At 69.1% G+C, this 14,952-nt stretch carries 14 protein-coding genes and 2 rRNA genes; 7 read left to right on the plus strand and 9 right to left on the minus strand.

Features of this window, described 5'->3' with window-relative positions:
• The 3 genes from ACWEQO_RS21850 to ACWEQO_RS21860 all read left to right on the plus strand — a co-directional run.
• Positions 1–212, plus strand: a 23S ribosomal RNA gene (locus tag ACWEQO_RS21850); the annotation flags it as partial.
• Positions 213–302: 90 nt separating this feature from the next.
• Positions 303–419: ribosomal RNA gene (gene rrf / locus ACWEQO_RS21855) — 5S ribosomal RNA — on the plus strand.
• A 108-nt stretch (positions 420–527) separates the two neighbouring features.
• Entirely contained in the window at positions 528–1,082 is a 555-nt protein-coding gene (locus ACWEQO_RS21860; protein ID WP_452984878.1) for a GNAT family N-acetyltransferase, read from the plus strand.
• Positions 1,083–1,092: 10 nt separating this feature from the next.
• Here ACWEQO_RS21860 and ACWEQO_RS21865 read toward each other — a convergent pair whose 3' ends face one another.
• The 8 genes from ACWEQO_RS21865 to ACWEQO_RS21900 all read right to left on the minus strand — a co-directional run bounded on the left by ACWEQO_RS21865 (position 1,093) and on the right by ACWEQO_RS21900 (position 9,688).
• Positions 1,093–2,544 (minus strand): type IV secretory system conjugative DNA transfer family protein, encoded by a 1,452-nt coding sequence (locus ACWEQO_RS21865; protein ID WP_452984879.1) that lies wholly within the window; start codon positions 2,542–2,544, stop codon positions 1,093–1,095.
• A 55-nt stretch (positions 2,545–2,599) separates the two neighbouring features.
• The gene (locus ACWEQO_RS21870) at positions 2,600–4,009 is read right to left on the minus strand and encodes an ATP-binding protein (protein WP_452984880.1); all 1,410 of its coding nucleotides are present in this window, start codon (positions 4,007–4,009) and stop codon (positions 2,600–2,602) included.
• Positions 4,010–4,021: 12 nt separating this feature from the next.
• Positions 4,022–5,581 (minus strand): SCO6880 family protein, encoded by a 1,560-nt coding sequence (locus ACWEQO_RS21875; RefSeq protein ID WP_452984881.1) that lies wholly within the window; start codon positions 5,579–5,581, stop codon positions 4,022–4,024.
• Positions 5,578–6,930: a hypothetical protein gene (locus ACWEQO_RS21880; RefSeq protein ID WP_452984882.1), complete on the minus strand. Its 1,353-nt coding sequence runs from the start codon at positions 6,928–6,930 to the stop codon at positions 5,578–5,580. Before ACWEQO_RS21880 ends, ACWEQO_RS21875 begins: the two co-directional genes overlap by 4 nt.
• Positions 6,920–7,747, minus strand: a complete 828-nt coding sequence (locus ACWEQO_RS21885) for a hypothetical protein (protein WP_452984883.1) — start codon at positions 7,745–7,747, stop codon at positions 6,920–6,922. The genes ACWEQO_RS21880 and ACWEQO_RS21885 overlap by 11 nt, the downstream gene beginning before the upstream one ends.
• A gap of 200 nt (positions 7,748–7,947) precedes the next feature.
• Positions 7,948–8,256 (minus strand): hypothetical protein, encoded by a 309-nt coding sequence (locus ACWEQO_RS21890; protein WP_042174769.1) that lies wholly within the window; start codon positions 8,254–8,256, stop codon positions 7,948–7,950.
• 208 nt (positions 8,257–8,464) lie between these two features.
• Positions 8,465–8,821: a DUF397 domain-containing protein gene (locus ACWEQO_RS21895; RefSeq protein WP_452984884.1), complete on the minus strand. Its 357-nt coding sequence runs from the start codon at positions 8,819–8,821 to the stop codon at positions 8,465–8,467.
• 15 nt (positions 8,822–8,836) lie between these two features.
• Positions 8,837–9,688, minus strand: a complete 852-nt coding sequence (locus ACWEQO_RS21900; RefSeq protein WP_452984885.1) for a helix-turn-helix domain-containing protein — start codon at positions 9,686–9,688, stop codon at positions 8,837–8,839.
• 203 nt (positions 9,689–9,891) lie between these two features.
• Between ACWEQO_RS21900 and ACWEQO_RS21905 the strand changes: the two genes are divergently transcribed.
• From ACWEQO_RS21905 to ACWEQO_RS21920, 4 genes are all read left to right on the plus strand, one after another.
• Positions 9,892–10,299 (plus strand): ATP-binding protein, encoded by a 408-nt coding sequence (locus ACWEQO_RS21905; protein WP_452984886.1) that lies wholly within the window; start codon positions 9,892–9,894, stop codon positions 10,297–10,299.
• 129 nt (positions 10,300–10,428) lie between these two features.
• Positions 10,429–11,439, plus strand: coding sequence for a C40 family peptidase (locus ACWEQO_RS21910; RefSeq protein WP_452984887.1), 1,011 nt, complete (start codon positions 10,429–10,431; stop codon positions 11,437–11,439).
• Between the two features lie 212 nt (positions 11,440–11,651).
• Complete coding sequence (locus ACWEQO_RS21915; RefSeq protein WP_452984888.1) at positions 11,652–12,344, plus strand: phosphatase PAP2 family protein; 693 nt, start codon at positions 11,652–11,654, stop codon at positions 12,342–12,344.
• 338 nt (positions 12,345–12,682) lie between these two features.
• Positions 12,683–13,537, plus strand: a complete 855-nt coding sequence (locus ACWEQO_RS21920; protein ID WP_452984889.1) for a hypothetical protein — start codon at positions 12,683–12,685, stop codon at positions 13,535–13,537.
• Positions 13,538–13,715: 178 nt separating this feature from the next.
• Here the strand turns inward: ACWEQO_RS21920 and ACWEQO_RS21925 are convergent, their stop codons facing one another.
• A complete protein-coding gene (locus tag ACWEQO_RS21925) occupies positions 13,716–14,945 on the minus strand; it encodes a SufS family cysteine desulfurase (RefSeq protein WP_452984890.1) in 1,230 nt (409 codons plus the stop codon).
• Between the last annotated feature and the right edge of the window lie 7 nt (positions 14,946–14,952).

Raw genomic sequence — 14,952 nt, forward strand, 5'->3', positions numbered from 1 at the left:
TGCCAGTTGTTCTGCCAAGGGCATGGCTGGTTGGCTACGTTCGGGAGGGATAACCGCTGAAAGCATCTAAGCGGGAAGCCTGCTTCGAGATGAGGGCTCCCACCCACTTGATGGGGTAAGGCTCCCAGGAGATGACTGGGTTGATAGGCCGGATCTGGAAGCCCCGTAAGGGGTGGAGGTGACCGGTACTAATAGGCCGAGGGCTTGTCCTCAGTTGCTCGCGTCCACTGTGTTGGTTCTGAAACCACGAACGACCCCGCACCCCTTTGGGGGGTGTGGTGCGGTTGAGTGTTTCATAGTGTTTCGGTGGTCATAGCGTGGGGGAAACGCCCGGTTACATTCCGAACCCGGAAGCTAAGCCCCAGAGCGCCGATGGTACTGCAGGGGGGACCCTGTGGGAGAGTAGGACGCCGCCGAACAATTTGTGGGAGAGCCCCGCACCGACAGGTGCGGGGCTTTCTGCATTTCAGGGGTGCCGGCAGTAATTCGGGTGAGGACGGTGGCGCCCCGGTACTACGGTGGCCGGCATGACTACTTTCGGGGACTGTGTGGTCCGGCAGGTGCGGGCCGAGGAGTGGGCCGCGGTGAAGGAGCTGCGGCTCATCGCCTTGCGGGACCCGGTCGCGGACATCGCCTTCCTGGAGACGTACGAGACGGCGGTGACGCGGCCTGACACGTACTGGCAGGAGCGGACGGCGCGGGCGGCCGAGGGTGCGGACGGGATGCGGCAGTTCATCGCGGAGACGACGGACGGCACCTGGGCCGGGTCGGTCGCCGTGGTGGTTGAGGAGGCCGGTACGAAGGACTTGGCCGGCTTCACCGTCGAGCAGAGGCAGGGGCATCTCTTCGGGGTGTTCGTACGGCCCGAGTACCGGGGCGGCGGGCTCACCGAGGCGTTGTTCGAGACTGCGCTGGAGTGGGCGTGGGGGGTGGGGTTGGAGCGGGTGCGGCTCATCGTGCACCCGGACAACGCGCGTGCTCTCGGTTTCTACCGCAAGGCGGGCTTCGTGGAGAGCGGGGTGAGCCTGCCGCTGGCGGGAAGGCCGGGCGAGCACGAGGTGGAGATGGCCGTCGAGCGGTGACCTGCGGTGTCTACACCGGTAGTTCGTCGTGGGGCCAGCGGGTGCGGGCCTGCTCGGGGGAGCGGAGGAGGGCCAGGGTGGGCATGCCCCGGTCCGCGCCGGTGGACAGGAGCTCCGGGAGCTGGGGGAGGGGGGCCACGGCCGCCACGTCGTCCAGGACCAGGGTGAGTGGTGGGTCGAGCCGACCGGAGGATGACCGTTCGGCCATGCGCCGGCCGTGCTCGACCACGCTTGCGGTGAGGGCCGTCAGGAACGGCATCGCACCCGGCTGGGTGCGGGGATCCTCGTTGGATTCACCCACCACATAAAGCGTGCCCGTTTCGTGGACGAAGGAATCCAGGGCGAGGGCATCAGTTCGGTTCGGGGTGCAGGCTTCGCGGATGTTGACCGTGAGCAGGGCGGAGAGCGCACGCGTCGTCAGTTGCTGGGCGATGTCCCGGCGTTCCGGGTACGCGGTGAGGGCCGCCTCGAGTTCGCCCGCGGCGCCCGGGGCGGCCTTGGGGTTGGTCCGCAGGACGCGTACCGCGTCCTGGACCTGGGCGCCCTGCGCCCAGCGGTGGACGTGGCGGACGGTGCGGCCGTCGATGGCGGCGGCGTGCAGGTAGCTCCGCAGCAGGGTCTGGGCGGTGTCGCTGACGGCCTGGTCGAGCCGGGAGGCGGGGCGGACCGGGGCCAGCAGGGCGGCGGCGCGGGCGACGGCCGTGTCCTTGTCCTCGCAGCCGGCCGTGGGAGACCAGTGGAGGCGGGCCGGGGTGTCGCAGCGGTGGGTCGGGTCGTAGAGGTGGGTGGGGCCGAGCTTGGCCCGTGCGTCCTTGGTCTCCGCCCAGAGGGAGGCGTCGGAGGTGACGACGAGGACGGGGCCCTCCGCGTCCCGTACGACCGAGGCGGCGGTGGTGTGCCGGGTGTCCGGGGATCCGTAGAACACCGGGTGGGTCGAGAGGGCCGGAGGTGCCGCCGGGTGCGCTGGGGCCGCCGAGGGGGTGGCTTCCTGGGGTGGCACCGTTTCCCGTTCCCGTACGGGCTCGGGCTCGGGTGCCGTTCTCGGTGTGGGTACCTCGTGCCGGATCGGCGCCGGCGCCGCCCGTTCGGCCTTCCGGCGGGCCCGTACCGCTCGCCAGCGGGCCACCGTGCCCAGGACGAAGAGGGTGAGGACCAGCAGCAGCATCAGCTGGCCGATGAACAGGCCCCAGAACAGCCCGTACCCCGAGAGGGCGGAGGCGGGGGCGTCCGGCCAGGCTCCCGGGATGTCGTGGGGTTCGGCGACGAGGTGCCGTATGGCGACCGGGGTGCGGGTGAAGGTGACGCCGGACGGCCAGGAGCCGCGGGCGACGAGGCCCGCGAGGCCGGTGGCCGTCCAGACCAGCAGGGTGATGCCGAGCAGGAACGCGAGCAGTCCGACCAGGAGCCCGTCCGGGACGCCGCCCTGGCCGTTCCGGACGTTGCCGTTGCCGTCAGGTCTCATGCGTGTCGCTCTTCCCTGTCGCCCGAAGCCTCGAAGCCCCGCAACCTCGACGTCCTTACGCCACCGTCGACCGTGAGTCGCCGACGTGCTGTTCCACGAAGGCCGCGGCCCGCTCCTCCGCCTCCAGTTCGGCGGCGAGCAGGGCGTCGTGGGACGGGGCGGTGGAGGACTCGGTCATCGCGCGGTCGGTGAAGACCAGCGGACGCTCGGTCTCGGTGATCAGGTGCTTGACCACCTGCACGTTGCCGTTGACGTCCCAGACCGCGATGCCCGGGGTGAGCGAGGGGATGATCTCCACCGCCCACCGGGGCAGGCCCAGCACTCTGCCCGTCGCCCGTGCCTCGTCGGCCTTCTGGGCGTAGATGGTCCGGGTCGACGCCATCTTCAGGATGGCCGCCGCCTCCTTGGCCGCCGCCCCGTCCACCACGTCGGACAGGTGGTGGACGACCGCGACGAAGGACAGGCCGAGCCGGCGGCCGAACTTCAGCAGCCGCTGGAACAGCTGGGCGACGAACGGGCTGTTGATGATGTGCCAGGCCTCCTCGACCAGGAAGATGCGCTTCTTCCGGTCGGGGCGGATCCAGGTGTGCTCCAGCCAGACGCCGACGATCGCCATCAGGATCGGCATGGCGATGGAGTTGCGGTCGATGTGGGACAGGTCGAAGACGATCAGCGGCGCGTCCAGGTCGATGCCGACCGTCGTCGGGCCGTCGAACATGCCGCGCAGGTCACCGTCGACGAGCCGGTCGAGGACCAGGGCGACGTCCAGGCCCCAGGCCCGTACGTCGTCTATGGCGACGTTCATCGCCTCCGCCGACTCGGGTTCGGGGTGGCGCAGCCGCTCGACGATGTCGGTGAGGACCGGCTGGCGTTCGACGATCGTCTCGGTGACGTAGGCGTGTGCGACCTTGAGGGCGAAGCCGGAGCGCTCGTCGAGGCCGCGGCCCATCGCGACCTCGATGATGGTGCGCAGCAGCGCGAGCTGGCCCGTGGTGGTGATGGTCGGGTCGAGCGGGTTGAGCCGGATGCCGTGGTTCAGAGCGGCCGTGGGGTCCAGCCGGATGGGGGTGATGCCCAGTTCCTGCGCGATGAGGTTCCATTCGCCGACCCCGTCCTCGCCCTGGGCGTCCAGGACGACGACCTGGCGGTCGCGGAAGCGCAGCTGGCGCAGGACGTACGTCTTCTCCAGGGCCGACTTGCCGTTGCCGGACTCGCCGAGGACCAGCCAGTGCGGCGCGGGCAGCTGCTGGCCGTAGAGCTGGAACGGGTCGTAGATGTAGCCCTTGCCGGAGTAGACCTCGCGGCCGATGATGACGCCGGAGTCGCCGAGGCCGGGGGCGGCCGTCGGCAGGTAGACGGCCTGCGCCTGGCCGGTGGACGTGCGCACCGGCAGCCGTGTCGTCTCGACCTTCCCGAACAGGAAGGACGTGAAGGCGTCGGTGACGACGGACAGCGGATCCCGCATCGGACTCAGCCCCTACCTTCGAATGCCGGTGGCGAACGGGAGTGTGTTCACGAAGGCGCGGTGGTGCTCGCGGTCGCACCACTCCAGCTTCAGGTACGACTTTCCGGCCGAGGCGCGGATGGTCCGCTTGTCGCGGGCCAGCGCCTCGGGGCTGCGGGAGGAGACGGTGATGTAGCCGACGAGGTTGACGCCGGCCGCGCCGCTGGCGAGGTCCTCGCCGCGCTGGTCGAGCCTGCCGTGCGCGGCGATGTCCCGCGGGTCGACCGTGCGGTTCATCTTCGCGGCGCGGGACGCCTCGGCCTCGTCGTTGGTCTTCTCCGTCAGCATCCGCTCGATGGCGACCTCGGTGGGTTCGAGGTCCATCGTGACGGCGACGGTACGGATCACGTCCGGCGTGTGGACGAGGAGGGGCGCCAGGAAGTTGACGCCCACCGGGGTCATCGGCCACTCCTTGATCCAGGCCGTGGCGTGGCACCAGGGGGCGCGGGTGGAGGACTCGCGGGTCTTGGCCTGGAGGTAGGTGGGCTCCATGGCGTCCAGCTCGGCCGGCCAGGCGTTGCGCTTGGTCATCGCCTGGATGTGGTCGATCGGGTGGTCCGGGTCGTACATGGAGTGGATCAGCGAGGACAGCCTGCTCTGGCCGAGCGGCTGCCGCACGCGGATGTCGGCCTCCTGGAGCCGGGAGCAGATGTCGGTCAGCTCTCGGGCCATGACGACGGCCAGTCCGGCGTCCCGGTCCACCTTGCGGCGGTTCTGGGTGCGCATCGCGCGGGCCATCGCGTTGGCCTCGGCGGCCAGCTCCCGCGTGTAGTGCATGCAGGCGACCAGGTAGGCGCGGTGCTGCTCGCTGCTGGTGGACACCATCGACTGAAGCTGGTCGTACGACTGCTGGAGCCACGGCGGCGCCTTCTCGTCCCCGCGCAGGGCGACGTCCTTGGCGTGCGCGTCGGGGTCGGCGGGCAGGGTGCGGGCGAGCATTTGGATGCGGGTCACGAAGCCGTCGCCGTTCGCCACGTGCTTGAGCAGCGTGCCGAAGCGGTCGACGAGCGCCTCCTGGTCCTCGGAGTCGCGCAGGCCCACGCCGGGGCCCTCGATCTCGATGGCCGCGGTGACCGTCTTGCGGTCCGCGTGCAGCTGTACGGCGATCTCGTCGGGCCCGAAGGGGGCGGAGAGCCAGGTGATCCGCCCGATCCCGGGCGGCGGCCCGACCTCGACCTCCCGGCCGTCCAGCCGGGTGCCCGCTTCCACGACGTCCGAGCGGTACGTGGTGCCCTGGCGCACGGTCCGCCGGTAGCTCCGGTTGATCTCGAACCACTTGTAGAACGTGCGGCCCCGGTACGGCACGTACACGGCGGCCAGCGCGATCATCGGGAGGCCCGCGAGCAGCACGATCCGCAGGGACAGCACGGGGACGAGGAGACCGGCCATCATGCCGAAGAACGCGCCCAGGACGATCAGCGCGATCTCCCCGGTCTCCCGATTGCGGCCGACGATCGCGTTCGGCCGGGCCCGGCCGATCAGATACGTACGGCGGGGCGTGACCGGATGGGACAGGTGGGAATCGGTCGTCAACGCCCTTCACCTCCCGTGCTGTTGGTACTGCTGCTGTTGCTCCGGCCGGCGTGCGGCGTGGTCACCGGGCTGCCCGAGCGGGGTGCGGGTGCGGCGGGTGCGGCGGAGGGGACGGATCCGCCGCCACCGTTCGAGGGGCGCGAGCTGTGCGCGGCGACTCCGCCGGAGGCGGGGTTGGAGGGGCGCGCGCCGCCGGACGACGAGGACTGGCCGCCCCCGTGGCTGTCGGCGCGGGTGCTGTGGGTCTTGATGCCCTGCGCGACCATGGTCGCGGGGGAGCTCATGACCGCGGCGGCCTTGCTCTCGGCGCCCTGCATGATGCGGTTGTGGCGGGAGTTCGCGATCTCGTCGCCGAAGCCCGGCACGAAGCGGTAGATCATCGCGCTGGCGAAGATGGCCAGCAGGATGATGGCGAGGCCCGACACGATCGCGGCGAGCGAGTCCGGACCCTCGTCCGACGCCAGCGCGCCGGCGAGGCCGAGCACGATGACGATCACCGGCTTCACCAGGATCACTGCGATCATCACACCGGCCCAGCGGCGGACGTGACCCCACAGGTTCTTGTCCACCAGCCCCGCGTACACGACGACACCGAGCAGGGCACCGACGTACAGGAGCACCGCCCGCAGATACAGCTCCAGGTAGAGGACGCCCGCCGCGACGATCGACACCAGCGAGACCACGATCAGCATGATCGGGCCGCCGCCGATGTCGTTCCCCTTGGACAGCGCCTCGGAGAACGTCCCGAAGAACGCGTCCGTCTGGTTCCCGGTCGACTTCGCCAGCACGTCGGAGACGCCGTCGGTCGCCGAGACGACGGTGTAGAGGATCAGTGGTGTGAACGCCGATGCGAGCACCGTCAGCCACAGGAACCCGATGGCCTCGGACATGGCCGTGACGAACGGCACACCGCGCACCGCGCGCTTGGTGACCGCAAGCAGCCAGAGCAGCAGCGTCAGAATCGCCGAGGCGCCGAAAACGATCGCGTAGTGCTTCAGGAACTGCGGATTCGTGAAGTCGACGTTCGCCGTCTCCTGCACGGCCTCGCTGAGCTTGTCGACGGTCCAGGCGGCGGCGTCGGCGCAGCCCTTTGCCAGGGCGGCGAGGGGGTCGAGGGTGGTGGTGGGGTCGTTGAACCTGTCGGCCCCGCTGGACCCGCCGCTGCCGTCTCTGCCGCGGTCACAGTAGTCCTTGGCGGGGCCGTGGATCAGGTCGCAGGGGTCGTTGCTGCCCGTCGGTGTCGGCGTCGGTGTGGGCGCTGCGAAGGCACGCGTGGCGAAGAGGACGGTTGATGCCTGAACAGCCGCGACTACGCCGACCAGCTTGAGCAGGCGACATTTACCGGGCATATGTGAACCCTCCGTACTCCTCGACGGCCTTCGCCATCTCTTCGGCGCTGGAGGCCCGCTCGTCGCCGGGAACCGGCACGGGGCCATCCTTCTGGGAGTGGGTCACGATCTTCCAGTCGTCGTTGGTCCACTCAAGCTGAATGGCGATGGTGAACCAGCTGCTGGTAACCGGGTTGGTGGAGCTCTCGCCCGCGAGGCCCAAGAGGCCACTGCACCAAACTTCGACCGTCGCGGTGTTGTCAGACGACTCGATGACCTTGGTACCGATCGGGCTTGTACGAGAGACGAACGTGGCGCCCTTGGGTGCGGTGCCGTCCTCGTTCAGGCCCACGTTCTTGTTGAACTCTGGCGTGTACGCCTTGTCCAGGCTGGCCTTGAAGTCCGCGACCCGTGCAGGGACGATGACCGCGCCCAGTATGGCGTCGCGCCGAATCTTGTTGAACATCTCGGCAGAGCCCAGCGCCACCGCGTAGTTCGCTGCCGCGCTCTCCGCGCCCTGGCGGTTGTGGGCGAAGCCTGAGGGGATGCCTGCCGCCTTCGACTGGACCGGCTTCTCTCCGGAGGGGGCCGTCGCGGCCGCCTTCGGGGAGTCGTCCTCCTCGCCCGATGAGGAATCGTCTCCTCCACGGTTCGCGAAGGCGATCGCGGCGATCAGGAGCACCACCACGCCGACCACCGTGACCAGGCTGCGCGACGACGTACGGCCACCTCTGCGCCCACCGGCGTACGGGCTGACGTCGGTCTCCGGCAGGCGGGTGTGGGTCTGGCCCGTACCGCCGTACCCACCGGAGTTCCCGTGTTCGTCTCCGAGACTCATGCCGCGTACGCCCCCTCAGCGTCGTGCGGAAACACCTCGTACTCCGCGTACTCCATGTACGACGGTAGCCGTGCTGGTCTCCGCGCGGGCGCGGTGTTATGAGTCGACATCAGGGAAACGCAACCTCAACCGGTGGGCGCGACGGGCGGGTGGGGTGGAAGGAGAGGCCGGACGGGCCCGGTCGGAGGCATGGGGGTCCCCTACACGGCCATTCCGTACACGATGGTGAACACCGTGCCGAGGGAGCCGATGATGAAGACCCCTGTCAGGCCCGCGATGATCAGGCCCTTGCCCTGCTCCGCGCTGAAGGTGTCGCGCAGCGCCGTCGCGCCGATGCGCTGCTTCGCCGCTCCCCAGATGGCGATGCCCAGGCAGATCAGGATGGCGAGCGCCATGACCACTTCGATCATGACCTTGGCCTCGTTGCCCAAGCTGCCGAAGGGGCCCCAGTCGGGAGCGATCCCGCCGATGATGGTGTTGATGTCTCCCTCGTCGGCCGCAAAGAACATGTAAGTCACCGCCCCTGTCGGGTCGTTCCGTGCCCCCTGCGGGCATGCAGAGGTCAGGCCTCATTGTCGCCGACGATGACGCCGTCGGACGTCGACTCGGCGTCATTAGTTGGCGGGTTTCATATGAAGAAAGCTTCTCACCGGCGCGCGCCGGTCCCTGGGAGGGGAGCACACCGATGGGTGATGAGTCGTATCGTCACTCTGTGTATCACGGTTCGGCCACGAAATGGTCGAACTCACCCGCGCGTACGCCGAGGACGAAGGTGTCCCACCGGTGTCGGTCCGTGGTGACGGTGGTCCCGGGGGTCGCGCCGGCGTGGATACGGACGGTGAGGTCGTCGTCGACGGTCACGTCGACGGCGGTGGACCGGTCGGCGGCCACCGCCCGTTCCTCCTTGAGTTCCTGAAGGAGGATCAGGAAGTCGTCCGGCGTGGTGGTGAGGATCGCTCCGCCGGGATCGGCGGACTCGGTTATGTGGATGGCCGCCCGGGGAGCGGTGGTGGCTGCGACGTGTATGCAGGATTCGCCTTCGCCGCAGTACGAGGACTTCTGCCAGTGGAACATGGGCGTGACTGCCTCTCAGATCGACTGGATGATGCGGTGGATGAGGGCCCGGGACTCGATCTCGATCAGGCTGAGGGCCAGCAGGCGGTCGAGGACCTTGCGGTACTTCTCCAGCTGGGCGTCGGCGTCCAGCAGGGCGATGCCGTGGGACTGGTCGAGCTGGACGGTGTCGAGCGCCGGTACAGGGCCGTGCACGTAGTAGATCGGCTGTCCGGCTCCGGGAAAGCCGCCCGCGTCGAAGGGGATGACGTGGATCGAGATGTTGGGGTGCTCGCTCATCTTGAGCAGGTGTTTGAGCTGCCGTTTGGCCACATCCCGCCCGCCGAACCTCATCTGCAGGGCCGCCTCGTGAATGATCGCCTGGTAGGGGGCCGGCTGCTGGCGGAAGATGACGGCCTGGCGCTTGATGCGGAACGAGGTCCGGTGCTCCACCTCGGGGGGTGAGAGGTCGGGGACGACCTGGAGGAACACCTCGCGGGCATGGTCCATCGTCTGCAAGAGGCCGGGGATGCCCGAGGTGTGGGCAGTGCGCAGGGCGGTGCCGTGGTGTTCCAGTTCGGCCAGATCCAGCAGGCCCGACGGCAGGATGTCCCGGTACTCCTCCCACCAGCCGCGTCGGCGCTCGCCGGTCATTGCGGCGAGCCCTTCGACGAGGTCCTTGTCGGGGCAGTCGTATTGGCAGGCCAGAGTGCGCACGCGATCGGCGCTGACCGGCTGTCGTCCTGACTCCATGTTGCTGACCTGGGCTTGCTTGGTCCCCAGGAGTTGTGCGGCCTCCGTCGAGGTCAGGCCGGCGCGCTCGCGCAGTTTGCGCAGCTCGACACCGAAGCGGCGCTGCCGGGCAGTGGGGTTGGTTCTCACGGGCATGCCCGTCGCTCCTCCGTACCACTCGTCACCCACACAGGTGGAAAGAGTAGTTATAGCTCCGATCGGGACAAAGAAAATAGTCCCTGACTGCTAGCTTCCTTCGTGGCGCCCCACCCCAGAAGTGCACTGGTCGACGGACCGGCATGCCACTGGGGAGCAACCGTACGCAACCCTCCAACTTCCCACGGTGATCGGAGACTTCCATGCCCACCGTAAACCCGCCCTGGTCGTACGTCCTTCAACTCCCGCACGATCCCCGTGCTCCGCGCATCGCGCGGGTCACCCTGCGGACCGTGCTGGGGGCGCACGGTCTCGCCGAGCTCGCGCCCACCGCCGAGCTGGTGGCCGCCGAACTCCTCGCCAACGCCCATGTGCACACCACCGGTCCCTACGCCCTGCGGCTGCGCTCCGTCGAGGACGGGCGGCTGCGGATCGGGGTGTGGGACACCGATCCGCGGGTGCCGCCCGGGTTCGGCGACGGGGCGCCGCTCGACGTGCCGCCGGACGAGGCCGAGAACGGGCGGGGGCTGCCGCTGGTGCGGGCCTGCGCCTCCTCGTGGGGCGTAGGGGCGCTGACCGGGGGGAAGGTCCTGTGGGCGGAGTGCGGCTGACGTCGTGCGTCCTGACCCACGCGGCACAGGTGTTCCCGTCCCTCCCGTGATCACCCCGGAGAGGGACGGTCGCCTCTATGCTGACGTGACGCCGGCATGGGCAGCGGACTTTGGTACGCAGAGGGGCGGTTGACGGTGCGTAAGGCCTGGATCGCGGCAAGCGTCGCTGTGGGTTCCGCGCTCGCCTTCGTCATGCTGCTCGCCGTCGGCGTCTTCCTCGTCGCCGGGAACCTCGCGGGCGGGGTCGGCGGCGGTGCCGCCAAGACGCTGGCGAAGGGGACCGTGCCGGCCGCGTACCAGGCCCTCGTGCAGAAGTGGGGCAATCTCTGCCCGGCCATCAACCCGGCTCTGCTCGCCGCGCAGTTGTACCAGGAGAGCGGGTTCAACCCGAGGGCGCAGAGCCATGCGGCGGCGCAGGGCATCGCCCAGTTCATCCCCGGCACCTGGGCCACCCACGGCGTGGACGGGGACGGCGACGGCGACCGGGACGTATGGGACCCGAACGACGCGATTCCCTCGGCGGCGACGTACGACTGCGCCCTCGCCGGCTACGTGAAGGACGTGCCGGGGAATCTGACCGAAAACATGCTGGCCTCGTACAACGCCGGGGCGTACGCGGTCATCAAGTACCAGGGTGTGCCGCCGTACAAGGAGACGCAGAACTACGTCAAGCGCATCCTCTCGCTGGAGGAGAGCTTCGCCGCGCCGGTCGGCCGGGTCGACCCCTCCAAGCAGGCCGCCGGAGCCATCGACTACGCGCAGAAGAAGCTCGGCACGCTCTACCTCTGGGGCGGCAACGGCACCGCTGACCAGGGAGGACGCTTCGACTGCTCGGGGCTGACCAAGGCCGCGTACGAGAGCGTGGGCATCACCCTCCCGCGGGTGGCGAACGATCAGTACAACGCGGGACCGCACCCCGCGCGGGACGAACTGCTCCCCGGCGATCTGGTCTTCTTCTCGGACGACCTCACCGATTCGCGGGCCATCCGGCATGTGGGCATTTATGTCGGCGGCGGGTACATGATCGACGCGCCGCGTCCAGGCGCCGTGATCCGATTCGACCCGATCGACACACCTGACTACTTTGGTGCCACCCGCGTCACCGAAGATGGCGCGAAAGCACTCCCCACGACGGTCTGAGCGATGCCTGAACCAGCCTCCTGAACTGCGGCGACGCATCTCTCTTCGATAACGTCTGAGTGATCATTCGATGGAGGACGGAACGTATCGGCTAGGGCCGTGCGTTCCTGTTGTCGTAGCCGAACAGGCCAGCGGATCTACACCACGGGGGTGGGGTAGCGGCGTACGCACGGTGCGCCGGAGGAAAGATATGACGAAGGGGCCTCAGCAACATGGCTGGACTCGCAGAATCCGGGTCGAACCCCGACGTCGACCTGCTCTATGACATCAACGGGCTGGCGAAGGCCGCACCGCCGTGGTTCGACCGCCTCATGGAGTTCGTGGGCGAGTTCGGTCTGCTGTTCGCCTTGTTGGGAATGCTGTTGTGGTGCTGGTGGGGCGTCAGGAAGCGGGGCGGCGAGGAAGCGGCCCCGACCGTGGCGGCCCTGGTGTGGGCCCCGCTCGCGGCGGGCGTCGCGGTCCTGGTGAACGTGCCGATACGCGAGTTCGTGGAGCGGCGCCGGCCCTTCCTCGACCACGAGGGGCTCGAGGTCCTGGTCGACGGCAAGACCGACTACTCGTTCGTCAGCGACCACGCGACGCTCTGCATGGCGCTGGCGGTGGGGCTGTTCCTGGCCAACCGGAAGCTCGGGCTCATCGGCCTGGTGTTCGGGGTGCTGGGCGGGTTCATCCGGGTCTACATGGGAGTCCACTACCCGACGGACGTCGTGGGCGGGCTCGCGCTCGGTACGGCCGTCGCGCTGCTGCTGTCGCCGCCCGCCATGGCGCTGCTGACCCCGCTGATGCGGGCGATCGAGCAGTCGCGGCGGGGGGCGTGGCTGATCCAGGGGAACGGGGCCGGGGCGCGGGTGACCCCCGGAGAGGCCCGGCGGTCCGGTCCGGGGGAGCGCGACCTGGCGGCGTAGCCGTCGTCCCGGGTGACGGGTGACGGGTGACATGAGGTGGAGTGGCCCCGGGGTGGTTCCCCGGTCAGGGTCACTCCACCGAGTGTTTCTGGGCGTCCGTACGGGCCTGGCTTCTGGCTCTCCTCGCGGGGCCGCGCCAGCCACAGGCGCAGCGGGCGACGCAGAAGCGCCCCTGCTCGGAGGTGGTGGTGCTGTGTTCCTGGAGGCTTACCGGGGCTTCCTGCTGTTCCACCCGACCAAGGTACCGCTCCGGGTGTGTCTGCGTGACGGGGTCCCCCACCTGTCGTTAACCGGGGGGACAGGCGGCCCGTGTCGGACGTAGCGGGGGTAGGCGGAGCATGGCAGGACGGGAACTGCGGCGTGGGCGGACCGGTGGTGCGGTCGTCGCCCTCGGGGCTGTCGGCTGTCTGCTGCTCGGCGGCCTGGCGGGGTGCGGTGGCAGGAGCGGGGCCGCGACCGGTGGTTCGTCCGGCGGCTCGGCGGCGGTGGAGGCGGTGCGGGAGGCCGCGGACGCGCTGGTGGAGGCGGGCAGTTCCAAGGCGCGCACCTCGATGGAGATGGCCACCGGCGGCACCCGGGTGACCATCCGCGGGGAGGGTGTGTACGACTACCGGAAGCGGCTGGGGCGGCTGAAGGTGCTGCTGCCGCAGGACCCGTCCGGTACGTCGGTGCGCCGGCCCATCACCGAGCTGCTCGCTCCGGGCGCGCTGTTCATGAAGAACCGGGGCGCCGGGGTGCCCGCCGACAAGTGGGTGCGGGTGGACACCCGGACGCTGTCCGACGGGAACCTCGTCACCGGGGGCGTCACCGACCCGTTCGCCGCCGCCGAGCTGCTGCGCGGGGCGCGGTCCGCGACCTTCGTGGGCAGGACGGAGCTTGCCGGGGCCGAGGTGCGGCACTACCGGGGCACGGCGGACCTGCGCGAGGCCGCGCGCGCCGCCTCCGAGGCGAACCGGGGGCCGCTGGACGCGGCGGCGACCGGCTTCGCCACCGCCGAGGTCCCCTTCGACGTCTACCTGGACGGCGAGGGGCGCATCCGGAAGGTCCGCCACCGGTTCAGCTTCATGAACGGGGAGCGGGAGGAGCCGGTCGCAGTCGCCTCCACCACCCTCCTCTACGACTTCGGCGCCCCCGCCGACGTCCGCCTCCCGGAGCCCGCCGACATCTACGCGGGCCGGATCGCCGAGGAATGAGGAGTGCGGGTCTCGCTTTTTTCGGACGGTGAAGTTGCGCCCGACGAGGTCCGGCACCGGGATCGGCGCCACCCGGGTGAGCGACCACCGCTTCGGATGGGGGATGCTCTGCGGGCACCACTCAAGATCTGTGCCGGTGCCCGCAGAACCTCTTCTTGGCTGACCGGGGACCGCCACGTCACCCGAAGTACTCCTGCGCGGCGCGAATTCCGGCTGCCAACGCATCTACGTCATCAAGGGTGTTGTACAGATAGAAGGTCGCCCGTGTCGTAGCGGGAACGCCATAGCGGCGGGTGATCGGTCGGGCGCAATGATGCCCGACCCGGACCGCGACGCCACGACTGTCCAGTACCTGCCCGATGTCGTGCGGGTGGACGTCTTCAACGGTGAAGGAGACCGCCGAACCTCGGTCGGTGAGGTCGGTCGGGCCGATGATCCGCACGCCTGGGATCTCAGAGAGGAGTTCCAACGTGCGAGCGGTCAGCGCGTCCTCATGGGCGGCCACCTCTGCCATACCCACCGCGTTCAGATAGTCCACGGCCGCAGCCAGTGCCACCGCCTGCGCCGTCATCGGCACGCCGGCCTCGAAGCGCTGAGGCGGCGGCAAGAAGGTGGTCCGGTCCATCTCGACGATCTCGACGATCGAACCACCGGTCAAGAACGGCGGCAGTGACTCCAGGTGCGGGCGGCGACCCCACAGCACCCCGATACCGCTGGGTCCGAGCATCTTGTGACCGGAGAAGGCGACGAAGTCAGCACCCAGTTCCGCGACATCGACCGGACGGTGCGGCACGGACTGGGCGCCGTCGACCAGTACGAGTGCACCGACGGTGTGCGCCCGGTCCGCGATGAGGCGTACCGGATTGACGGTGCCGAGTACATTCGACTGATGGGTGAGGGCGACGAGCTTGGTGCGGTCGTCGATCAGTTGATCGAGGTCGTCCAGATCCAACCGCCCGTCGTCGGTCAGTGTGAACCACTCAAGACGGGCGCCGGTCCGTTCGGCAAGTTGTTGCCAGGGCACCAGGTTGGCGTGATGCTCCATTTCGGTGACCACGATCTTGTCGCCGGGGCCTACAAGGCGAGCGTTGCCAAGCCCATACGCGACGAGATTGATGCTCTCGGTCGCGTTCTTGGTGAAAACGATCTCTCCCTCATCGGCGCCCAGGAAACCAGCGATCACCCGCCGAGCGTCCTCGTACGCCTCGGTGGCCTCCTCTGCCAGCTGATGCGCGCCTCGGTGAACGGCAGCGTTTCGGGTCACATAGAAGTTCCGCTCGGCCTCCAGGACTTGCACCGGCTTGTGAGTCGTGGCGCCGGAGTCCAGGTAGACCAGTGGCGCTCCCTCACGGATCTTCCGCTCCAGGATCGGGAAATCCTTGCGGAGCGCACCGAAGTCGACAGTCACGAAAAAC

It is taken from the genome of Streptomyces sp. NPDC004051, assembly GCF_053604275.1.

Bases quoted from the DNA above. Each gene is read 5' to 3' on its own strand.
- ACWEQO_RS21890 (WP_042174769.1), bottom strand. From the start codon at position 8,256: ATGTTCTTTGCGGCCGACGAGGGAGACATCAACACCATCATCGGCGGG.
- ACWEQO_RS21865 (WP_452984879.1), bottom strand. From the start codon at position 2,544: ATGAGACCTGACGGCAACGGCAACGTCCGGAACGGCCAGGGCGGCGTC.
- ACWEQO_RS21920 (WP_452984889.1), top strand. From the start codon at position 12,683: ATGGCAGGACGGGAACTGCGGCGTGGGCGGACCGGTGGTGCGGTCGTC.
- ACWEQO_RS21870 (WP_452984880.1), bottom strand. From the start codon at position 4,009: ATGCGGGATCCGCTGTCCGTCGTCACCGACGCCTTCACGTCCTTCCTG.
- ACWEQO_RS21905 (WP_452984886.1), top strand. From the start codon at position 9,892: ATGCCCACCGTAAACCCGCCCTGGTCGTACGTCCTTCAACTCCCGCAC.
- ACWEQO_RS21900 (WP_452984885.1), bottom strand. From the start codon at position 9,688: ATGCCCGTGAGAACCAACCCCACTGCCCGGCAGCGCCGCTTCGGTGTC.
- ACWEQO_RS21885 (WP_452984883.1), bottom strand. From the start codon at position 7,747: ATGAGTCTCGGAGACGAACACGGGAACTCCGGTGGGTACGGCGGTACG.
- ACWEQO_RS21915 (WP_452984888.1), top strand. From the start codon at position 11,652: ATGGCTGGACTCGCAGAATCCGGGTCGAACCCCGACGTCGACCTGCTC.
- ACWEQO_RS21860 (WP_452984878.1), top strand. From the start codon at position 528: ATGACTACTTTCGGGGACTGTGTGGTCCGGCAGGTGCGGGCCGAGGAG.
- ACWEQO_RS21895 (WP_452984884.1), bottom strand. From the start codon at position 8,821: ATGTTCCACTGGCAGAAGTCCTCGTACTGCGGCGAAGGCGAATCCTGC.
- ACWEQO_RS21880 (WP_452984882.1), bottom strand. From the start codon at position 6,930: ATGCCCGGTAAATGTCGCCTGCTCAAGCTGGTCGGCGTAGTCGCGGCT.